The sequence below is a fragment of the Grimontia celer genome (genome assembly GCF_900055185.1).
Lineage (GTDB): Bacteria > Pseudomonadota > Gammaproteobacteria > Enterobacterales > Vibrionaceae > Enterovibrio > Enterovibrio celer.
In genome coordinates this window covers 581715-600651 of record NZ_FIZX01000002.1, presented here as the reverse complement: position 1 = coordinate 600651, position 18937 = coordinate 581715, and the positions used below count along the sequence as shown (strand labels likewise).

Here is an 18937-nt window from a genome sequence, read left to right as displayed (position 1 = left end):
TTTCAAACATTCGGTTGGTAATCTGAAATGCTAAGTGAAAGTAAACGTGTTGTGATAATGTTATTTGGACATTAAATAATGAAAAATGGCCATCTATGAAACGTCGGTTACAGAGTGATAATTGTGACTATAGCGAGTGGAGGGAGGGTGCCGAACTCATTGCCCGACAATGGTTACATGAACGTGAAGACAAGATCTCTCGCTCTCAGCGACCCTATAAAAGCCATAAGCATTATCGGGGGCAGCTAATTTGTATCGATGAAGGACTGATACAAGTTAACACCGAAGAGGGGACGTGGTTATTGCCTCCTCACCGTGCAGGATGGATACCACCGGAAGCAATGCACAGTGTCTACTTTCATGGGTCGGTGAAAGGTTGGTCACTGTTATTTTTACCTTGTGCCTGTCATCAACTCCCAAAATCCCCATGCGTTATCGGTATGAATGATGTGATTAAAGTACTTGCGAACCGCACACTAGGTTGGAGTAAAACCACGGAGGTCTCGCCAGACCAATCACACATTCTCTGCGTTATTCTCAATGAGATTCGCCGCGCTCCCCATGAAGATCTTTATTTTCCGCTACCGAGAGACCCAAGGTTACAAAGGATAACCCATGCAATGCTGGATAATCTTGGCAGTACAAAGTCTGTCGAGCACTGGGCCAGTATCGGTGCCACGTCTTCGAGAACACTGAGAAGATTGGTAAGAACCGAGCTGAATATGAGTTTTAACATGTGGCGACAACAGATACAGTTGATCCACGCAATGGAAATGCTGGCTCGTGGGAAATCCGTCGGAGACGTTTCATTTGCTTTGGGTTACGCGACACCGAGCAACTTTATTGCCATGTTTCGCAAAGTCTACGGCGAGTCCCCTGCACGCTATTTTTCCAAACGTCCTGCAAAATATACCTAAGCCAACTGAGTTCGAGCATCGTTAGCTAGATTAGGTATACGTGGTTATGAATTCGTCTTAGAAGGCCGAGGGAAAATGAAAACCAAATTAGTCATGTCGTTTGCGTTAGCTCTGTTGTGCTTCAGCGCGAGCGCCGTTGAACCTAAATACCATTCTTCGCTGACGGTTAAGTCGGTATTCAGCGGTGACAGAAACAAGCCTGTCGACGTGTATTACTGGTATCCCACGTGCAAAGAAAATACCAATTTTACGTTTGGTAATGGCAACCTTTTTAAGGCGGTCGAAACGCAGTTAGATGCCCCTTTAGCTGGAGAGAAATTTTCCGTCGTTCTCTTGTCTCAGGGCGGAACACGGTCAGCGTTTTCACACAGTGGGTGGATAGCATCAAGCTTGGCACAACAAGGTTATATCGTTGTTGTGCCAAAACCTCCTGCTCCCAACGAAATCACGCCAGACAAAGCAGTCGATGAAATTACACTCAGAGCCAGTGATTTGAAGCTTGGGCTGAAGACACTAAATTCAGTTGAGGCATTATCTGGAGGGGCGGATACGGATGAGGTTTTCGGTGTCGGCTTTTTTCTGGGGGGGACATCAATGCTAATGTTATCCGGCGCTCAAATAAGCCCAGAGAAGTACCGTGCATCTTGCGACAACAAAACAAATATAGACTGTCGTTGGTTACGTAATAACAACATAGACGTTGCTACTATACCGGATGAAAAATTCCGCCCACTTCAGACTGAAAACAAACTGAGATCAGTGGTTGTTATCAGCCCAGAGCTAACTGCAACCTTTGCTGCCGATACGCTGACCATGATAGACAATCCGATTACGTTGATTACGCTGTCTGCCAATCAACACCCTGAACTGGTGCCTGCCCAATCAATGATTGAGCTTTCTTCAGTAACGCTTAAAGACATTCCAGGCGCGAACCAGTTTAGTGCATTTTCTGAGTGTACTGAGCGTGGTTTCAGCATCCTTGCCTCAGAAGGAGAAAAAGCACTTTGTCAGGAACCGGGGCAGGTTTCCCGAGTGGAAAATCATCAGGAAATTTTAGATGCGATTTTGACTGCTCTGACTCGGTAAGAAACAAGGAACGAAAGATGAAAGAATGAAAGAATGAAAGAAGGACAGTCACTTTTAGCTATCATCTCTTTCGGATTAGGAATTTTAGGGTGAACTAGCAAAATGACATTCGAATAAATTGAATTTTCTAAGCCAAAATGGGGCAATACCTTGTCAGAACCATACTTCATCCCAACCTTTCCCTTAGAAAGGGAGAGGACTAATAGCGGGATTGGAGACGGAATCTACCTCAACGACTACCAAGCAATTAAAAGTGACAGGCTGAACGCTTTGCAATGACCAAAATTCCGAGTAAAACACTCAACTTTTAATGTTAATCTATTTCGCATAATCCTGTTAGATAACTGTTATTTCAACCATTGCGAACATCCGAAAATTCACCATTTCTATACGTCCACACAAATCTAAAGCTCAACACGTTATTCTTTCATCTTTGTCACTTTACAAATCCCGATCTCGCTATACAATCGCGCATCCTCTGACCACTTTTCATCCAGGTATTTATCTATGAGTCCAACACGTTTTGGTAACGTGATGGCGGCTGTTGCCTTCCTGTTTTGGGGCGCAATGCCGCTCTATTACCAATTTTTACCCAACGCAGCCATGGATGAGCTGTTGGCACTTCGTATTCTCGCGTCGCTGCCGTTTTTGCTTTTGGTGCTTCAACTGCGCAATGCCAAGTCGCCAAACTGGGCAGCGCTGATTGCGGACAAACGCTCGTTTCTTTTCTCTGGCATCGCCTCTGTCATGATGTGTGTGTCGTGGAGTGCCTTTACGTGGGCGATGACAAACGATCGCGTATTGGATGCGAGCCTTGGCTATTTCATTAACCCACTTTTAGTGATTGCACTGGGTGTGGTGGCGTTTAATGAAAAGCTCTCTTTGGGGCAGAAAGCCGCTGTCGTTTTCGGCACCTTGGGGTTGAGCTATCAAATCTGGCAATACGGTGAGCTGCCTGTTGCTGCTTTGCTGATGGCGGTGGGTTTTGCGCTGTATGGCTGGTGTAAGCGTCATGTGAAGTACGATGCGATTTCGAGTCTGTTGGTGGAAACCATTGTGCTTCTGCCGATTGCGGCAATCTACATGGCGTACAAGATGGGTTCAGGTACCAGCGTGGCGGTATCCGGTGATATGTCTACTCTGTTGCTTTACCTCGGTGCTGCGCCAGTGACCTTGTTGCCGCTGTTCTTCTTCTCCGAAGCAGTAAAATATGCGCAAATGTCGATGATTGGCTTTATGCAGTACATTGAGCCGTCATTGCAGTTTGTTCTGGCGGTCGCAGTATTTGGTGAGACGTTTGATAGCGTGAAAACCGTGAGCTTTGGTCTGATTTGGCTGGGCTTGGCGATCAGCATTATCGAAAGTCTAGTGAAGGTAAAACCTAAGCCGGACTTACCGCAGCACTAGGGTCTGTTGGCCTTTGGCCGATTGGCTTTCTAGAAAAGCTTTCGAAAGTAAAAGTTAAGGGGCGTCATGCCCCTTTTTTGATCAAATCACATATCGTCCGATGCGCATTTATCCAGTTGCTCCGCGGTCAGTCCCGTCATCTTGGGCACTTTTTCCGTCAGGCACACGGACATTCCTTCAAGGGTTTTAATCTCGTCATAGCACTGGAAAAGAACCTCTTTGTACCCTTGCTTTAACTCGCTTTCAGACTTGCCAGAACACTTGGCGATGGACCCAAGAATTCCGCCCGCTTCCAACATCATCATAGTGCCGGATACGAATTCTTCTTTCTGCGCATCAGTCAGCTCCAACGCAGTAGCTGAAGGCGTAATACCTGCGGTAAACAAAGACAACGAAACCCATGCACATTTAGCGATTTTTGTTATACCCGACATACAAACTCCTTTTTGGAACATGCTCTTAGGTGGCTCTGATTGAGCCAAGTATTTCTACTTTTTATCAGGGTATTCTAAGGCGACGCCGCAGCCTTTCTTCTCCCTTTTTTAAGAAGGAAAGGTATCTTTCTTGAGGCGTTGGATAAAAAAATCCCCGGGCAATGCCCGGGGATTGGTTCGTACTTACTGATAAATTCAGCTAACAATTAGTCTTCCAGTTCCACCAGTTTGGTTGAACCACCGTGGTGTTTCTCTCGACCTTTCTGGATGAGTGCGAAGAAACCAGGGATCAGGAAGGTACCGGCCAGCAGCACACAGAGCAGGCCGCCCGTCAGCGAGATACCGAGTGAGTTCTGGCTGATGTGGCCAGCACCGCTTGCGAAAATCAGCGGCAGAATACCCAGAATGAATGACCAGGAAGTCATGTTCACCGCGCGGAAACGCAGCTTACCGCCCTTCACAGCTGCCTGCTCAATCGGCAGTTCATTCTGTTCACGCTCGTTCTTACCGAATTCCACAATCAGGATGGCGTTCTTCGCTGCCAGTGCAATCAGCAGAACCAGACCAATCTGTGCGTACAGGTTGAGTGGTGTGCCTGTCATTGCCAACGCCAGGAAGGAGCCAAGCGTTGCCACTGGAACCACCAGAATGATCGCCAGCGGAATACTCCAGCTTTCATACTGTGCCACCATGAACAGGTAAATAAAGATCAGTGCCAGTGCAAACGCGTAGATAGCCAGGTTACCTGCTTGTTTCTCTTGGTAAGCCATACCTGTCCACTCGTACTGGTAGCCTTGTGGCAGCATTTCTGCCGCAACACGCTCCATGGCTGCAATCGCATCACCGGATGAGTAACCCGGTGCTGGAGAGCCCTGAATCACGGCAGAACGGTACATGTTGTAACGCCACGCAACGTCTGGCTCAAACACCTGCTCCACATCAATCAGCGTACCCAGTGGGATCATCTCACCAGAGGTTGAACGCACATGGAAACGGCTCATAGATTCCAGGTCATTACGGTAGTCGCCATCCGCCTGAATGGTCACGCGGTAGTTCTTACCGAACAAACTGAAATCGTTCACGTACATACCTGCCAGATTGCCCTGCAGTGTGGTGAAGATTTCGGAAAGCGGAATGCCCAGCTGTTTTGCTTTTTCTCGGTCAATGTCGATGTAGAAGTGCGGTACGTTCGCACGGAAGGTGCTGAAGGTACGCGCAATTTCCGGCTGCTCATTCGCTTTTTCCATCAACTGCTGCATCACCATCGCCAGATCGCCACGGCTACGCCCAAGCGTGTCTTCCAGCACGAATTCGAAGCCTGACGCTGGACCCATACCCGGCACTGCAGGCGGCCCCATCGCGAAGACAACGGCTTCTGGTAACTGCATCGCCGCTTTCATGTTGATGCGGTTGATGATGTCGAACGACGAATGATCGCCATCCAACGTCTGACGGGTCTCCCAATCTTTCAACTTCACGAACATCGACGCACCGTTAGATGCTGCCGCACCGGTCAGGAACGCATAACCGTTCGCAACCGTTGCGCCATCTACGCCCGGCTCAGACGTTACGATTTCACCCAGTTTACGGGTGACTTCTTCGGTACGGGACAGAGAAGCCGCGTCAGGAAGCTGAACGTTAATCAGCATCACGCCTTTATCTTCCTGCGGAACAAAACCGGTTGAGGTCGTTTTCGCGAAGTAGCCTGCGGCACTGACCGCGACCACAAACAACACACCCAGCACCGCGGTTTTACGAACAAGGAAGCCTGCCGCTGCACCATATTTGTTCGTCACTTTCTCAAGGCCATTGTTGAATGCCTTGAACCAGCGCGCGTGGTTATCACCACCCTGACGCAGCACCAGCGAACACATTGCAGGAGACAAGGTCAGTGCGTTGATAGACGAAATCAGTACCGAAATACAGATGGTCAGCGCGAACTGGCGATACATGATCCCCGTGATACCCGGCAGCATAGCAACTGGCAGGAACACCGCCAGCAGTACCAGCGTAGAAGTAATGATTGGCCCTGTTACCTCTTTCATCGCCAACAAGGTTGCCTGACGAGGAGTGAGAGATGGGTCTTTCGACATGTTGGTATCTACGTTCTCGATAACCAGAATGGCGTCATCCACCACAATACCGATAGCGAGGATAAGACCAAACAGAGTCACTGTATTGATGGTAAAGCCTGCTGCCAACATGACCGCAAAGGTACCAATCAAGGAAACCGGAATCGCAACAACTGGGATCAGCGTTGAACGGAAACTACCAAGGAACAGGTAAGTAACCGCGATGACAAGAAGCACCGCTTCCACCAGCGTTTTTACTACGCCCTTGATGGACTCAGCGACAAACAGCGTGGTGTCGTAGCTGGTTTCGTAGGTCATACCATCAGGGAAGTTCTGGGAAAGCTGCTCAAGACGATCCATTACCAAACCACCACTTTCCAACGCGTTCGCGTCAGATTGCAGGTTCAGAATAACAATGGACGCAGGCTGGTCACGGAACTGACCATTACCGGTATAGAACTTCTTGCCCAGTGAGATTTCTGCGATGTCTTTCAGGTACACCATAGAACCGTCTGGGTTCGCGCGGACAACCACGTTTTCAAACTCTTCCACTGAGCCTAAACGGCCTTTGGTCACCAGTTTGAACGTCATTTCCTGTGCGTTGTTGAACGGTGGCGCACCAATATCACCGGCAGCTACCTGCACGTTCTGCTCAGAAAGCACCGAGCGCACATCAGACGTCGTGATACCAAGGTTAGCCATCTTCTCTGGGTTCATCCAAATACGCATCGCGTATTCGCCGCCACCCAGAACGTTCACTTCACTGATGCCTTTAACACGCGCGATCTGGTCTTTGATGTTCAGGTTGATGTAGTTCACCAGGAACTGGTCATCGTACTTGCCTTCCGGCGAGTAAAAGTTCAGAACCATCAGAAGGTCAGGAGAACGTTTTTTCACCGTCACACCGACCTGACGCACTTCCGGCGGAAGCTTAGATTCAATCTGCGCCACACGGTTTTGCACGTTCACCTGCGCCATGTCAGGGTCAGTGCCGATATCAAACGTCACGTTCAGGTTATAGGAGCCATCGTTCGCACTCTTGGAAGACATGTATATCATGTCTTCCACACCGTTGACCGAGGTCTCTATCGGGTCGGCAATGGCCTGTTCAACCACCTCTGCACTCGCACCGGAATATACCGCTGTCACGCTCACCGAAGGCGGGCTGATGCGCGGATATTCCGCCACTGGCAGGTTAAGCAATGCGATGGCACCTGCGAGCGTCAGAATAATAGATATCACCAGCGCAAACTTAGGGCGCTGGATAAAAAAGCGACTCAACATATTCGGTTACGCCCCTTGCCCTTCAAGGCGAACAGTCATGCCATTGCGCACGCGTTGCAGACCTTTGGTTAGCACTTGCTCACCATTGCTCAGACCTTCGCGGATAATCACACCCTGCTCGGTTTGAGGGCCCAATTCGACGTTGCGGCGCTCAACAATGTTGCCTTCTTTCAGCACCATCACGAAATCGCCTTCAAGGTCAGTTTGTACTGACAAACGTGGGATAACCAGTGTCGGCGTGGTGTTCTTGTCTTTCACAATCACTTCCACGTACTGACCTGGCAACAGGCGGTGCTCTGGGTTAGGAAATTTGGCACGAAGTGCAATGGTACCGGTTTGGGTGTCGATACGGTTGCCAAGGTAGTCAAGTTGGCCAGCGTGCTCATAGTCGAAGCCTTTGCCGAGTTTCAGCCAGACTTCCACATCACCACTGCGACCTTTGCCAAGACCTGACATTCGGTCAGCACCAGATTGCAGGCGATCTTTTTCACTCATCGAGAAAGAAGCTTGCATTGGGTCAAGGCTGACGATGGTGGTCAGAACGCCCGTTGAAGGCGATACCAGATCACCGATACTTGCACGGCTTTCACTGATGCGGCCGGTAAACGGCGCACGAATCGTGGTGTGGGAAAGGTCAGTTTCCGCCGCTTGAAGCTGTGCTTCTGCTGATTTCAGCGCCGCTTCCGCCTGCAGTTTCACAGCAGTTAATCGGTCGAATTCAGATTGGCTAATACCGCCACGCGGCAGAAGGTCCTTTCCGCGATCGTGGTCGAGGTTGGCATTGGTTACGCCTGCTTTAGCCTGTGCTACTGAGGCTTTTGCACTCGCGACTTTTGCTTCGTAGAGGGAAGGGTCGATTTGATAAAGAAGTTGGCCGGTATTCACCATTTCGCCTTCGTTAAAATAACGGGACTTCAGGTAACCGGAAACCTGAGGAACAATGCCGACGTCTTCCAACGCTTCGGTGCGACCGACAAAGCTTTTCTGAGGCTGGTAATCAATGAACGCCGCTGATTCAACAGCAACCAGTGGCGTGAACGCATTCTTCTGTTGCGCATCCTGACCACCACAACCGGCCAGAAGCGTTGCGCTAATCAGCGCAGGAAGTAACAACTTCCGTTTAATCATTTTTTTCTCCTTCCCTCAACCAAAGGTCAACAGACCCTAAATAAGCCGAGCAAAAATAATGGATATGATGCAAAAGCACCGGGCTGGCATAGCTCGACGGGACTTGATTGTTTTTCGTGGAAAGGGTGGGTGCAGTTGAGAATAACTGTCCGTAAATTTGCCACTTTTTGCCGCTCAGCGGCCATGCCGCTTTGATTATGCCAGTGGTTCCTTACGGGAACCTGTACGAGCCCAGTAAACATCGACTCAGAGCAAAAATTTAGAGAAAGGAATCAACACGTAAGAAACAAAAAAAGGCCAACAACGTAACAATTGTTGACCTTCCACTCAAAAGCGCTATTTCTAGCGTAATTGTGCCATGGCTTCTACCAGCTGAGCATCGAGAGATTCATCGCTCAATTTGCCTGTTTCTACATCGAAATTATCGTAGAACGACGGCACAGAAAGCGTGGCTTTGACATCGCCATTGAAATGAGGAATTGAGGTGGTTGCAGACGCCAACACATTCTTCGCGCCGCCTGGACCCGGTGACGTTGAAAGCAGCACCATCTTCTTGCCTTGGAACACTTTCTGATTAATGCGGGAAGCCCAATCAAACAGGTTTTTGTAAGCCGCAGAATAAGAGCCATTATGTTCTGCGAAAGACACCACTACCGCATCAACTTCACCGATTTTGGCAAAGAATTGTTGCGCTTTTTCAGGGCTTCCAAGTTCTTGTTCAACATCCACGCTGAAAAGTGGCATTTCATAATCATTCAGATCCAACACTTCGGTTTCAGCATCTGCCAGCAGACTTACTGCGTAAGTCACAAGTTGTTTGTTGATCGACGTTTTGCTGTTTGACGCTGCGAAAGCAAGCACTTTCATAACCTTCTCCTTGTTCTAATAAATCCTGACTAATTTAGTCATTTCTGATGCTTCTACTCTCTAAGTCTCAGCAAATAAAGTCAATGCCTATGTGTAAAGTTAAAAATCACTATTAATTCATGATTTTCATAAGGTTATTCATAATAGTGAGAATTATTGAGACATATGCTTCTAAATTAAGTCAAAGCTTAACTACACTTTTGATTATCAAATCAATTATTAGCTGCAGGTCTACTCGGCCCATTTGTTAACTTTTGAACGCCAAGGTAGTTGAAATGAAGACAGTCAAAGCGTTGTTAAAAGGTGTTTTAATTTTTGTTCTTTTCGCTCCTATGGCCATTTGGGCCAAGCCTGTCCCTAACTCTCACCTGAAGGTTTTTATTCCGAGCCTCCCTTATATCTATATTTCCCACTCTATTAATGCCGCCTTGCTTCGTCCGGCAAATAACGACAAAGGCTGGGAATACGATATGGCGGTAGCGCACCGAAAAATCGATGACAAAACCTATGAATTCGATCTTCGCCAAGGTGTGAAATTCCAGGATGGTAGCCCGTTTAATGCGGATGCCGTCATTATGAACATGGAATATTTCAAAAAAGAACCATTCCTCTTTACCAAAATTGATAGCGTTTTTGACCGTGCAGAGAAAGTTGATGATTACACGGTACGTTTCCACCTGACTGAGAAATATGGCCAGTTCTTGAATGACGCCATTTGGATCCAGTTCTACACCCAGCCTTACCTAGAAAAATACGGCTGGAACGGCAAACCAACCTGCCCCAACCTCGCTGAGCCCGGACCATACGGCTTGGGGCCTTACATTCTGAAAGAAGGTTATATCGAAGGGGATCGCCAAACACCTAAAGCGGTATTGGTTGCCAACCCAAATTACTGGAATCCCGAATACCCAAAAATTGAAACCGTGACCGTTTATACCGAGCTCGACAGCAAAGTGGCCTTAGAGATGGCAGCTGATAAAGAAGGTCAGTTAGACATTATGCCCATCCCGGTTTCAGAGAAAGACCGCATTGTCAGTTCGCGGTATTCGAAGCTGGTGACCGCTCCATCAACAGATAACATTGCCATTCACATGAACCTTCGAAATGGTAACGAGCGCTTGATGGATGAAGAAGTCCGCGTCGCGCTGAACAAAGCTATCGACCAACGCAGGCTACTGAACAAATACTACCAAGGCGAGGGTCAAATAAAGCCAACACTGGCAGCCCCGCTCTACCCCGGCGTCGATAAAGTCGTCAGAAATCTGAAAGCTTATTCCGAAGTGCAGGATCCGAAAGCGATTCGTGATGATCTAAAAGCCAAGCTCGATGGGTTGGAGCTGAATGTTTATACCCAAGATCGCTTTATGTACCTCTGGAAAGGGATAGACCGCGATCTGCGTAAAGTCGGCGTGAAGTTGAATTTCGATATTACATCTAGCGAAAAAGATGTCTTCAGCCAACTGCTTTCAACCAATGCCAGAAAGAACACCAAAGAATGGGATTTGCTGGTGTGGGGCGATGACGATTGGTACTACAACCACCCTTGGTCTGCATTCCTCGTCTACCGCACACACAATTACTGGAGCACCATCTTCCCTGACAGCAAGCTGGACGGATACATCGAAGAAATGTTCAGGGAATCTGTCGGCACACCTGCTTTTGATCAGGTGACCGAAAAAATCATGAATCATGTTTATAACAGCGGATACATGCTGTTTGTACCTACACCTAACAAGGTGTTGGCGGTGAACAAGGAAGTGACATACACCCCTTACCGGATGGCCAACATGCCTCTTTGGGAAATTGAGGTTTCGCCATCTCACTGGTCGGTGCGCTAACGCGTAATCCGCCAGTTGCACTTTCGCAATAGTAGGGAAGCTTCTTCACAGAAGCTTCCCGTTCGACAATAAAAGGGTGTCAGATGTTCGGAAAGCTAAAGATCAAACTCTTGCTTATCTTCCTCTTTATTGGCGTTTTGCCCATTTTGGTGGTGGGTTATCTAGCGCTGGTAAAATCCAGCGATGCGCTGCATAAACAGGCCTTTGCTCAGCTTGTCAGTATGCGGGAAGTCAAGAAAACCCAAATCGAGTCCTACCTAGACCGGGCGATGAAGGACATCCGTATCCTTGCTGGTAGTGAAGACACCAAACTAATCCAGAAGCAGCTCTCTTTCTACGCTGTCGATGAAGAAATTGAGGCCGACGAAGAGTTTCTGACCGACACCTACGAATACGAGGAAATCTGGCAAGCCAGCGGCAAAACCCTCAACGACTTTGTGAATGTTTACGGCTACTCAGACGTTTACATCATTCAGGCGGACACAGGCCATGTAATCTTTTCCGCCCGCAGGGACAAAGATCTTGGTGCAAATTTGGCTTCTGGTGAATACAGGGATAGCCCGCTCGCCACCTTATACCGCCAGGTTATCAGCACCAATGCGATAGCCGTCCAGGACTATGAACGCTACGAAGTAAAAAATAATCAACCTGTAGCGTTTGTTGGTAGCCCTATTACAGACTTAGGCGGTAATACACTGGCCGTTGCGGTGCTTCAGTTGTCGATTGATGAGATCAACCAAATCATGCTGCAACGCACCGGGATGGGCGAAACTGGCGAAACTTTCCTGGTTGGCCCTGATTTCCTGATGCGTTCAGATTCTTACCTTGCGGATCAAAGCCACTCTGTTGTCGCTTCCTTTGCTGACCCGGCAAATGGCAGCGTAAAAACGGACATCACTGAAAAAACGCTGGAGGGCGAAACCAATTTCGAAGTCGCTCTCGATTACCGTGGTGTGCCGGTACTTACGGCATACTCCCCCATCAAGTTCGGTGATACCACATGGGCACTGGTTGCAGAAATAGACCGCGCTGAAGCGTTTAGCGAGGTAGACGCGCTGAAGTGGCTCATTGGCTTTATTTTGCTGGCAGGCGTTGCTGTTATCACCACGATCGCCATGTTAGTCACACGCTCGCTGACTCAGCCAATTCTAAAACTGACTCACAGCCTTGAAAACGTAGCTGTCACGGGGGATTTTTCTACCCGCGTCGATGTGACGAGCCGCGACGAAATTGGCCAGTCTGCTGTGGCCTTTAACACCTTGATGGACAGCACTCAAAGCGCGGTTGAAGACATTAAGAAAGTGATGGAAGGTTTGGCAGAAGGTGACTTCAGCAACCGCATCGATTCAGACCTTAAGGGCGACCTACTGGTTATCAAGCAGGCGACAAATACTTCACTGGAAAACGTTGAACATTCAGAGCGCGCCAAAGCGAAACTGGAATGCGAAGCGCAGGAAAAAGCCGAAGAGAATGCCCGGGTGCGACAAGCGTTGGATAACGTTTCCACCAATACCATGATTGCTGACCGCGATTACAACATTATCTACATCAATAGCGCCGCAACGAAAATGCTTACCGATGCCCGGGAAGATTTCGCCACTGTGATACCGCAGTTCAACCCAGAGAATGTCATGGGTCATAATATTGATTTCTTCCACAAAAACCCTTCGCATCAGCGACGTATTCTCGATCACCTTGAGGATGTTTACAAAACAGAGCTCATGGTTGGCGACCGCACAATGGCCATTTCTGCCAACCCTATTCTTGATGAAAACGGAGAACGAATTGGTACCGTTATCGAATGGAAAGACAGAACAGCAGAAGTCGCGATTGAGCGTGAAATTGACCAAATGGTCGATGCTGCGTCCCGCGGCGACTTCTCCATTCAGCTGTCGCTCGAAGGCAAACGCGGCTTCCATAAAAATCTGGTGAAAGGCTTAAACGGCTTAACCACGAACACAGACGCGGCGTTAGCCGACATGCAACGCATTCTTGGTGCCATGGCACGCGGTGACCTGACAGAGCGTATCGACAAGGATTATCACGGTCGTTTTGCGCAGCTCAAGATTGACGCGAACTCAACGATTGAGCGGCTGACACAGGTCATCGGTAATATCCGACATGCCGCCTCAACAATCTCTAACTCTTCGAACGAGATTGCCTCTGGCAACCGGGATCTCAGCCAACGCACGGAAGATCAAGCAACCTCGTTGCAAGAAACCGCGGCCAGCATGGACACCATGACGGATACCGTCAAACAAAGCGCTGAAAATGCCGTATCTGCAAACAAACTCAGCGATGAAGCGGTGGACAAAGCCCGAGAAGGTGGCCATGTCGTCATGCGTACTATCACCGCGATGGATCAAATCAGCGGCGCGAGTAACAAGATTTCCGACATTATTGGCGTCATCGATGAAATCGCCTTCCAGACCAATCTTCTTGCTTTGAATGCTGCGGTAGAAGCCGCGCGTGCCGGTGAGCAAGGACGTGGTTTTGCTGTTGTTGCAGGTGAAGTGAGAAGCTTGGCTCAACGCTCCGCAGGGGCGGCAAAAGAGATTAAAGACTTGATCCGTGATACCAACAAGAAGGTTGAGGATGGCGCAATCTTGGTCAGTGAGTCCGGTGATACCCTGCAAGAGATTCTCAGCATGGTAGAAGAAGTGGGAAGCAAAATGTCTGAAATCAGCGAAGCCGCCCAAAACCAGAGTTCAGGGATTGAGCAGGTTAACATTGCTATTTCCCGCATGGACACCATGACTCAGCAAAATGCGGCTTTGGTTGAAGAAGCTGCAACGGCTGGTGAGAGCATGCTCTCACAAGCTCAAGACATGAGCACCATGATGGAATTCTTCACCATTGAAGAAAACAAGGAGCCCGTAAAAACACCCAAGTTCAACAAGACGCGCAAGAAAGCCGTCTTACCTAAAAAAACAAAAGCGAAGCCCAAACCAAAAGTCGACGATGACGACGAAATAGAATGGGACGAGTTTTAAGCAACATTTAGGGGAGCAAATGCTCCCCTTCTTTTTTGTTGGCCAGTCTATTGGCCTTAAGCGATGGCAGGACGCAATTCCGGCTGCTTGTTTCGCTGCTTCAGAATGTCATGCCACATCACTGGAATCACCACTGAAGCCAGCACCACATTCGAAATGGGCATTGCCAGCCAAACACCTTCCACGCCATAAAACTTTGGCAAAGTATAAAGGAATGGGAACTGCACCAGCATGTTGGCGACCGAGATGCTCAAAGATTTTCCACCTTTGCCGACAGACAAAAAATACATGGACGCAAGAATGATCAAACCATCCAGATACATTGCCGAAAGGTGCAGCCTGATCCCCACAGTTGCTTCCTTCAGCAAAGCCTCGTTGCCACTGTTAAACATGCCAATGACAAAGTCCGGGAACAGGTTCAGTACTGCCAGCCAAATAAAACCCGCAGCCAGCGACACCATAGTGGCCAGTTTCGCGACCTTCACTATCTTCGAGTAAGACTGCGCACCGTGATAGAAGCTCACCTGCGGCTGCATACCTTCTGCGATACCTTCGGCAACCACATAGTAAAGCGTCATCAAGTAGCCCACGACTGCAAACGCTGCCACACTCACAGGCGTACCGTATTCAGCAAACAGACGGTTATGGAAACCCACCAGCACGCCGTAATACATGAACATCACTAACGACGAGCAGCCAAGCACCAGACTTTGTCCCGCATCGGACAGACTCAGCTTGAGTGGATGACGAAAGATGGCCAGAAATGAGCGTGAAGAGCAGAGATAAATCAGTCCCATCGCCACACTGACTAATTGTGCTAACACAGTCGCGACAGCAGCACCTTTCAGACCCCATCCCAATACACCAATGAAGAGGTAGTCCAACACGATATTGGTCAACGCACCCACCACCATCATGGATGTGGCAACGAAAGGGCTATCATCATTTCGGATCAAGAACGGCAAGGCGCCTGCAGCGACGGTTGCCACTGCGCCATACTTGAACACGTCCAAATAGTTGTTGGCATAGCCGTAAGCCAGACCCGTTGCGCCTTGTAGATTGACCAAGTTATTGCCGAACAAGATCAAATACAGGGACGCCAGAGCACCCAGCACAATAGTTAACGCTAATCCTGTTGCCATTGCACTGCGGGCTTTACCCAGGTTTTCCTCTCCCCGGTAAATGGAAACCAGACTGCCTGCCCCCATGCCAATCATTAAGCCAAGGCCACCTACTACGGCAATCACAGGCCAGGCAATGTTAATGGCTTCAAGGCCTTCCGCACCGATGTAGTGGCCGACAAATATACCGTCCACCAACTGATAGAGACCGTTGACGATCATTGCTGCTATGGCAGGAATGGTGAATCGCCAGAAAGTTTTGGTGATGGAATCACCTTGGTTGAGATCTGTTACAAGCATAAAAGAAAAGCTAAAAATGGAAATGAACAAGGGGATTTTCCCGTTGTATAGCTATAGATTAAAGTTACAATTAATCCGAAAAACGGATAGGTCAAAACGAGAACTGCTCATGCAATGGACATTGGAACAACTCAAAGCGTTTGTAGAAGCGGCAGAAACCGGCTCATTTTCAGCGGCGGCGAGAAAGCTCGGGAAGGCGCAATCCCGCGTCAGCACAGCAATCGCTAATCTCGAAATTGATCTTGGGTTTGAGCTTTTTGATCGCAGCGCCAAACTACCCGTGCTGACAGAAGCGGGAAAAGAAATGCTGATCGATGCCAAGGCGATTTTACAGCAATGCCACCGAATGAATTCACGTGCTATGGCGGTAACCGGTGGTGAGCCAGTCGCGTTCAATGTCGCTATGGATGAAGCAGTGCCCATCCAGACGTTTGAAATCCTATTTGAACGGCTTGCGGAAGCGTTCCCTGAGCTCAAACTCACCATTCTCAATGGCTCTCAGGACGACATTGCCACCTGGGTTAATGAAGGTCGGGCAGATATTGGATTTATTTTCCGCGTAAAGCCGCTTTCGGAATCTTTAGATTGGTATGACATTGAAACCGTGAAGCAGTGCCTGATCACTGGTCATGACCACCCTCTTGCCCTTATTGAACATCCTCACGAGGATGACTTGGTAAAATATCGCCAACTCGCGATTCGAGATCGACTCGGCTATTCGCAAGAAGAGCCGCTTTCTCCCCGCTACTGGCACGTTGACAGCTATTACTACATTTCAAACCTGATCACGCGAAATCTCGGCTGGGCCTTTGTTCCTGAACATATCGTCACCCATGAATGGATGGAGGGCTCGGTGAAAGAACTTTCAACGGCAGAGTTATCAAGTCCGCCTTTGCTCACTCTTAGCGCCATCAAACGTAAAGCCAGAGGGTGGGACAAGGTGATGATTTGGATTGATACCACCCTGAACACTTTGTTCCATAACCAATAAGCGCAAAAAAGCCCGCTATTTGCGGGCTCTCACTTAATCCTTTAGCTCAGGCTTTATTCATCGTCATACGGTTCAATCGCTGAACCCTCGAGCAGGTAACCTGCTTGGGCAATGTCGTGGCTCACTGTCTGTGTTTTCAGTTGACCAACCACGTACACCACATCCCAAAGTTCCTGTACCGGCGCACCTTCTTCAAACTTCACATAGACGATTTGATTTGGTGGCGGTGGCGGTACGTGGATACAAGCGCCAAAGAAAGGAACCAACAAAAACTCGGTCACTTTGTTGGCGTCGCCTTCAAGCGGAATCACAAAGCCCGGAATTTTCACTTGGCTGTTGTTGAGCTCAGGACGGACATTGCCGACCAAGTTTTGCAATGGCGCTTCGTTGGAGTGGTCAATCATCGGCATTCCGCGATCGTTGAACTGATTACGCTCAGACTCAGGGATCAAATCTAACCAATCCAGTTTCAGCGCCTCATCAGCCTGCGCAATCATTGGCAGGCAAGCGGTTAAAACTAATAACCATTTTTTCATTATCTATATCCGTATCGTCATGCCGTCTGACAAAGATTGGCGATACGCTCGAAGCGCAGGCAACACACCAACCAGAAAACCTGCTACCAGAACAATGCCAAGCAGCATCCATTCATGTTGACTCAAAAATGCCGCGGAAAGTTGCAATCCATATTGGCTCAACACAAAAGGAGCAGCCAGATTAATCATAATTAGCAGCACTGTCACCCCAGCAATGATTCCCAGCAGAGTGAGAAACAAAGCTTCGCTGATAAGCAGGAAGAAGATATGCGCAGGTCTTGCGCCCATTCCCCGCAGTATTGCCATTTCACGACGGCGCTCGTTCAGGCTGGTCAACAGACTTGAGAGCATCCCCATCAAGCCTGCAACCACCACAAATCCGGACACCACCAGCAAAGCTTGTTCAGCTACCGACATCATGCCCCACAGCTCATGCAGCGCGATACCCGGCATAATTGCCGTCAGCGGTTCTTGTTTATATTCATTAATGGTTCGTTGCAAAGCAAATGTCTGAATGCGGCTTTTCAGCCCGAGCAACACCGCTGTAATTTGCTCTGGCTGCAGCGAGTCTGGATCGATATCCTCAGGTTTTACACCCGGCCCCATTCGAGCGCCGCTTTCCCAACCAATGTGAATGGCTTCGATAGCAGGTAGCGACACATGCACGCTGCGATCCACCGGTGTGCCGGTTGGCGCTAGGATGCCAGTGACCTTAAATGGAAGGTTATCGTGTCGGGCAAAACTTTTATCAGCCAAACCGTGAGCAATGACGATTTCATCACCCAGCTGGTAGCCAAGCTTCTTGGCCACTTCTGAACCAATGACCGTATCAAACAATCCATCAAACGGCTTACCTTCTTTGAAAGATAACAGCTGTTTTTGGCCGTAACGATAGTATTTGAAGTAGTCGTCTGTTGTACCGACAACACGGAATCCACGGTGAGAGTCGCCCAGCGAAATCGGGATAGACCAGGCTACAGAAGGGTGATTTTTAACATCTTCAACGCTTTTCCAATCGATGTTATTCGTCGCGTTGCCGATGCGGAACACAGAGTAAAGCAGCAGATTCACTTGCCCAGAACGCGCGCCAACAATCAGGTCAGTACCTGAAATGGTGTTGGCAAAACTCTCTTTTGCTTGTGTTCTTACGCGCTCCACACCAATCAACAAGGCCACTGAAACTGCCACGGTAAAAATGGTCAGAAGCGCCGTCGCTTTGCGGTTACGAAGGCTTTGAAGTGCTAATCGGAGGATAGCCATTTAGAGCACCTCCGTTGGTATTGCCGCACGGTTGAGTTCCGGCAGGGAAATTGAACGATCAAAGTGCGATTCAAGTGAACTGTCGTGAGAAACAAACAACAGGCTGGAACCGGCGTTCTCACACTCATTCATCAAAAGGGAGATAAACGCATTACGCGTATCCGCATCCAGAGCGGAAGTCGGTTCATCAGCTAAAAGCAATGCAGGCTTACCAATCAATGCTCGCGCTGCAGCCACACGTTGTTGCTGACCAATACTGAGCTCGGTTACCGGTTTATTGAGGCAATTCTCTGGCAATGCCAGCGCACGGAGTAATCGCTCCGCTTCTTGCTGTAAGTTCTCCCCTGCCTTTTCTTTGCGCGCTTTAGAAAAACGACAAGGCAGAGTCACGTTATCAATCACAGAGAGGTAGGGAAGCAAATTGAATTGCTGGAAAATATAGCCAAGATGATCCGCACGAAAAGCATCGCGTTTAGCACCTTTCAGAGCGGTTAAGTCCGTCCCCTGAATATGCAACGAACCTTGATCAGCGGTATTAATACCAGCAATCAGACCCAGTAAGGTGGACTTACCACACCCACTGGCGCCTTTGAGAAAAACGCGCTCTTTGGCTTCGAGAGAAAAATCTGGAATATCAATCTGCCATTGTTCTTGGCCTGGCCACCTGAAACGGAGGTCTTTAATCAATAACATAGAATTACAA

General features: G+C 48.8%; 14 protein-coding genes. 6 read left to right on the top strand and 8 right to left on the bottom strand.

The genetic code is table 11. From position 1 onward, the window contains the following. Window positions 1-95 precede the first annotated feature (95 nt). The 3 genes from GCE9029_RS12865 to rarD all read left to right on the top strand — a co-directional run bounded on the left by GCE9029_RS12865 (window position 96) and on the right by rarD (window position 3410). Complete coding sequence (locus tag GCE9029_RS12865; RefSeq protein ID WP_062663647.1) at window positions 96-917, top strand: AraC family transcriptional regulator; 822 nt, start codon at window positions 96-98, stop codon at window positions 915-917. Between the two features lie 75 nt (window positions 918-992). Then, a complete protein-coding gene (locus GCE9029_RS12860) occupies window positions 993-2003 on the top strand; it encodes an alpha/beta hydrolase family protein (protein WP_062663646.1) in 1011 nt (336 codons plus the stop codon). 507 nt (window positions 2004-2510) lie between these two features. Next, complete coding sequence (gene rarD / locus GCE9029_RS12855) at window positions 2511-3410, top strand: EamA family transporter RarD (protein WP_062663645.1); 900 nt, start codon at window positions 2511-2513, stop codon at window positions 3408-3410. Between the two features lie 86 nt (window positions 3411-3496). On the opposite strand, the gene GCE9029_RS12850 is transcribed toward rarD, so the two are convergent. The 4 genes from GCE9029_RS12850 to GCE9029_RS12835 form a co-directional block, all read right to left on the bottom strand. Beyond that, window positions 3497-3844 carry a hypothetical protein gene (locus tag GCE9029_RS12850; RefSeq protein WP_062663644.1) on the bottom strand — a complete coding sequence of 116 codons (348 nt, stop codon included), beginning with the start codon at window positions 3842-3844 and terminating at the stop codon, window positions 3497-3499. A 206-nt stretch (window positions 3845-4050) separates the two neighbouring features. Continuing rightward, window positions 4051-7200 (bottom strand): efflux RND transporter permease subunit, encoded by a 3150-nt coding sequence (locus GCE9029_RS12845; RefSeq protein ID WP_062663643.1) that lies wholly within the window; start codon window positions 7198-7200, stop codon window positions 4051-4053. A gap of 6 nt (window positions 7201-7206) precedes the next feature. Then, window positions 7207-8328 (bottom strand): efflux RND transporter periplasmic adaptor subunit, encoded by a 1122-nt coding sequence (locus GCE9029_RS12840; protein ID WP_062663642.1) that lies wholly within the window; start codon window positions 8326-8328, stop codon window positions 7207-7209. 342 nt (window positions 8329-8670) lie between these two features. Beyond that, window positions 8671-9195 (bottom strand): NADPH-dependent FMN reductase, encoded by a 525-nt coding sequence (locus GCE9029_RS12835; RefSeq protein ID WP_062663641.1) that lies wholly within the window; start codon window positions 9193-9195, stop codon window positions 8671-8673. A gap of 275 nt (window positions 9196-9470) precedes the next feature. On the opposite strand from GCE9029_RS12835, the gene GCE9029_RS12830 reads away from it, so the two are divergent. Further along, window positions 9471-11033, top strand: a complete 1563-nt coding sequence (locus GCE9029_RS12830; protein WP_062663640.1) for an ABC transporter substrate-binding protein — start codon at window positions 9471-9473, stop codon at window positions 11031-11033. An 83-nt stretch (window positions 11034-11116) separates the two neighbouring features. Then, window positions 11117-14026, top strand: coding sequence for a methyl-accepting chemotaxis protein (locus GCE9029_RS12825; RefSeq protein WP_062663639.1), 2910 nt, complete (start codon window positions 11117-11119; stop codon window positions 14024-14026). A 56-nt stretch (window positions 14027-14082) separates the two neighbouring features. Here the strand turns inward: GCE9029_RS12825 and GCE9029_RS12820 are convergent, their stop codons facing one another. Continuing rightward, window positions 14083-15447: an MATE family efflux transporter gene (locus GCE9029_RS12820; RefSeq protein WP_062665651.1), complete on the bottom strand. Its 1365-nt coding sequence runs from the start codon at window positions 15445-15447 to the stop codon at window positions 14083-14085. Window positions 15448-15556: 109 nt separating this feature from the next. Between GCE9029_RS12820 and GCE9029_RS12815 the strand changes: the two genes are divergently transcribed. Then, window positions 15557-16438, top strand: coding sequence for a LysR family transcriptional regulator (locus GCE9029_RS12815; RefSeq protein ID WP_062663638.1), 882 nt, complete (start codon window positions 15557-15559; stop codon window positions 16436-16438). A gap of 53 nt (window positions 16439-16491) precedes the next feature. Here GCE9029_RS12815 and GCE9029_RS12810 read toward each other — a convergent pair whose 3' ends face one another. From GCE9029_RS12810 to GCE9029_RS12800, 3 genes are read right to left on the bottom strand one after another with little or no spacing between them, the layout of a single operon-like run. After that, window positions 16492-16974: a DUF3299 domain-containing protein gene (locus tag GCE9029_RS12810; protein ID WP_062663637.1), complete on the bottom strand. Its 483-nt coding sequence runs from the start codon at window positions 16972-16974 to the stop codon at window positions 16492-16494. Window positions 16975-16977: 3 nt separating this feature from the next. Further along, on the bottom strand, window positions 16978-18234 hold the full coding sequence (locus GCE9029_RS12805) for an ABC transporter permease (protein WP_062663636.1): 1257 nt from the start codon (window positions 18232-18234) through the stop codon (window positions 16978-16980). After that, on the bottom strand, window positions 18235-18927 hold the full coding sequence (locus GCE9029_RS12800) for an ABC transporter ATP-binding protein (protein ID WP_062663635.1): 693 nt from the start codon (window positions 18925-18927) through the stop codon (window positions 18235-18237). Window positions 18928-18937 lie beyond the last annotated feature (10 nt).

Coding starts and splice junctions, on each gene's coding strand:
- GCE9029_RS12865 (WP_062663647.1), top strand. CDS start 96: ATGAAACGTCGGTTACAGAGTGATAATTGTGACTATAGCGAGTGGAGG.
- GCE9029_RS12860 (WP_062663646.1), top strand. CDS start 993: ATGAAAACCAAATTAGTCATGTCGTTTGCGTTAGCTCTGTTGTGCTTC.
- rarD (WP_062663645.1), top strand. CDS start 2,511: ATGAGTCCAACACGTTTTGGTAACGTGATGGCGGCTGTTGCCTTCCTG.
- GCE9029_RS12850 (WP_062663644.1), bottom strand. CDS start 3,844: ATGTCGGGTATAACAAAAATCGCTAAATGTGCATGGGTTTCGTTGTCT.
- GCE9029_RS12845 (WP_062663643.1), bottom strand. CDS start 7,200: ATGTTGAGTCGCTTTTTTATCCAGCGCCCTAAGTTTGCGCTGGTGATA.
- GCE9029_RS12840 (WP_062663642.1), bottom strand. CDS start 8,328: ATGATTAAACGGAAGTTGTTACTTCCTGCGCTGATTAGCGCAACGCTT.
- GCE9029_RS12835 (WP_062663641.1), bottom strand. CDS start 9,195: ATGAAAGTGCTTGCTTTCGCAGCGTCAAACAGCAAAACGTCGATCAAC.
- GCE9029_RS12830 (WP_062663640.1), top strand. CDS start 9,471: ATGAAGACAGTCAAAGCGTTGTTAAAAGGTGTTTTAATTTTTGTTCTT.
- GCE9029_RS12825 (WP_062663639.1), top strand. CDS start 11,117: ATGTTCGGAAAGCTAAAGATCAAACTCTTGCTTATCTTCCTCTTTATT.
- GCE9029_RS12820 (WP_062665651.1), bottom strand. CDS start 15,447: ATGCTTGTAACAGATCTCAACCAAGGTGATTCCATCACCAAAACTTTC.
- GCE9029_RS12815 (WP_062663638.1), top strand. CDS start 15,557: ATGCAATGGACATTGGAACAACTCAAAGCGTTTGTAGAAGCGGCAGAA.
- GCE9029_RS12810 (WP_062663637.1), bottom strand. CDS start 16,974: ATGAAAAAATGGTTATTAGTTTTAACCGCTTGCCTGCCAATGATTGCG.
- GCE9029_RS12805 (WP_062663636.1), bottom strand. CDS start 18,234: ATGGCTATCCTCCGATTAGCACTTCAAAGCCTTCGTAACCGCAAAGCG.
- GCE9029_RS12800 (WP_062663635.1), bottom strand. CDS start 18,927: ATGTTATTGATTAAAGACCTCCGTTTCAGGTGGCCAGGCCAAGAACAA.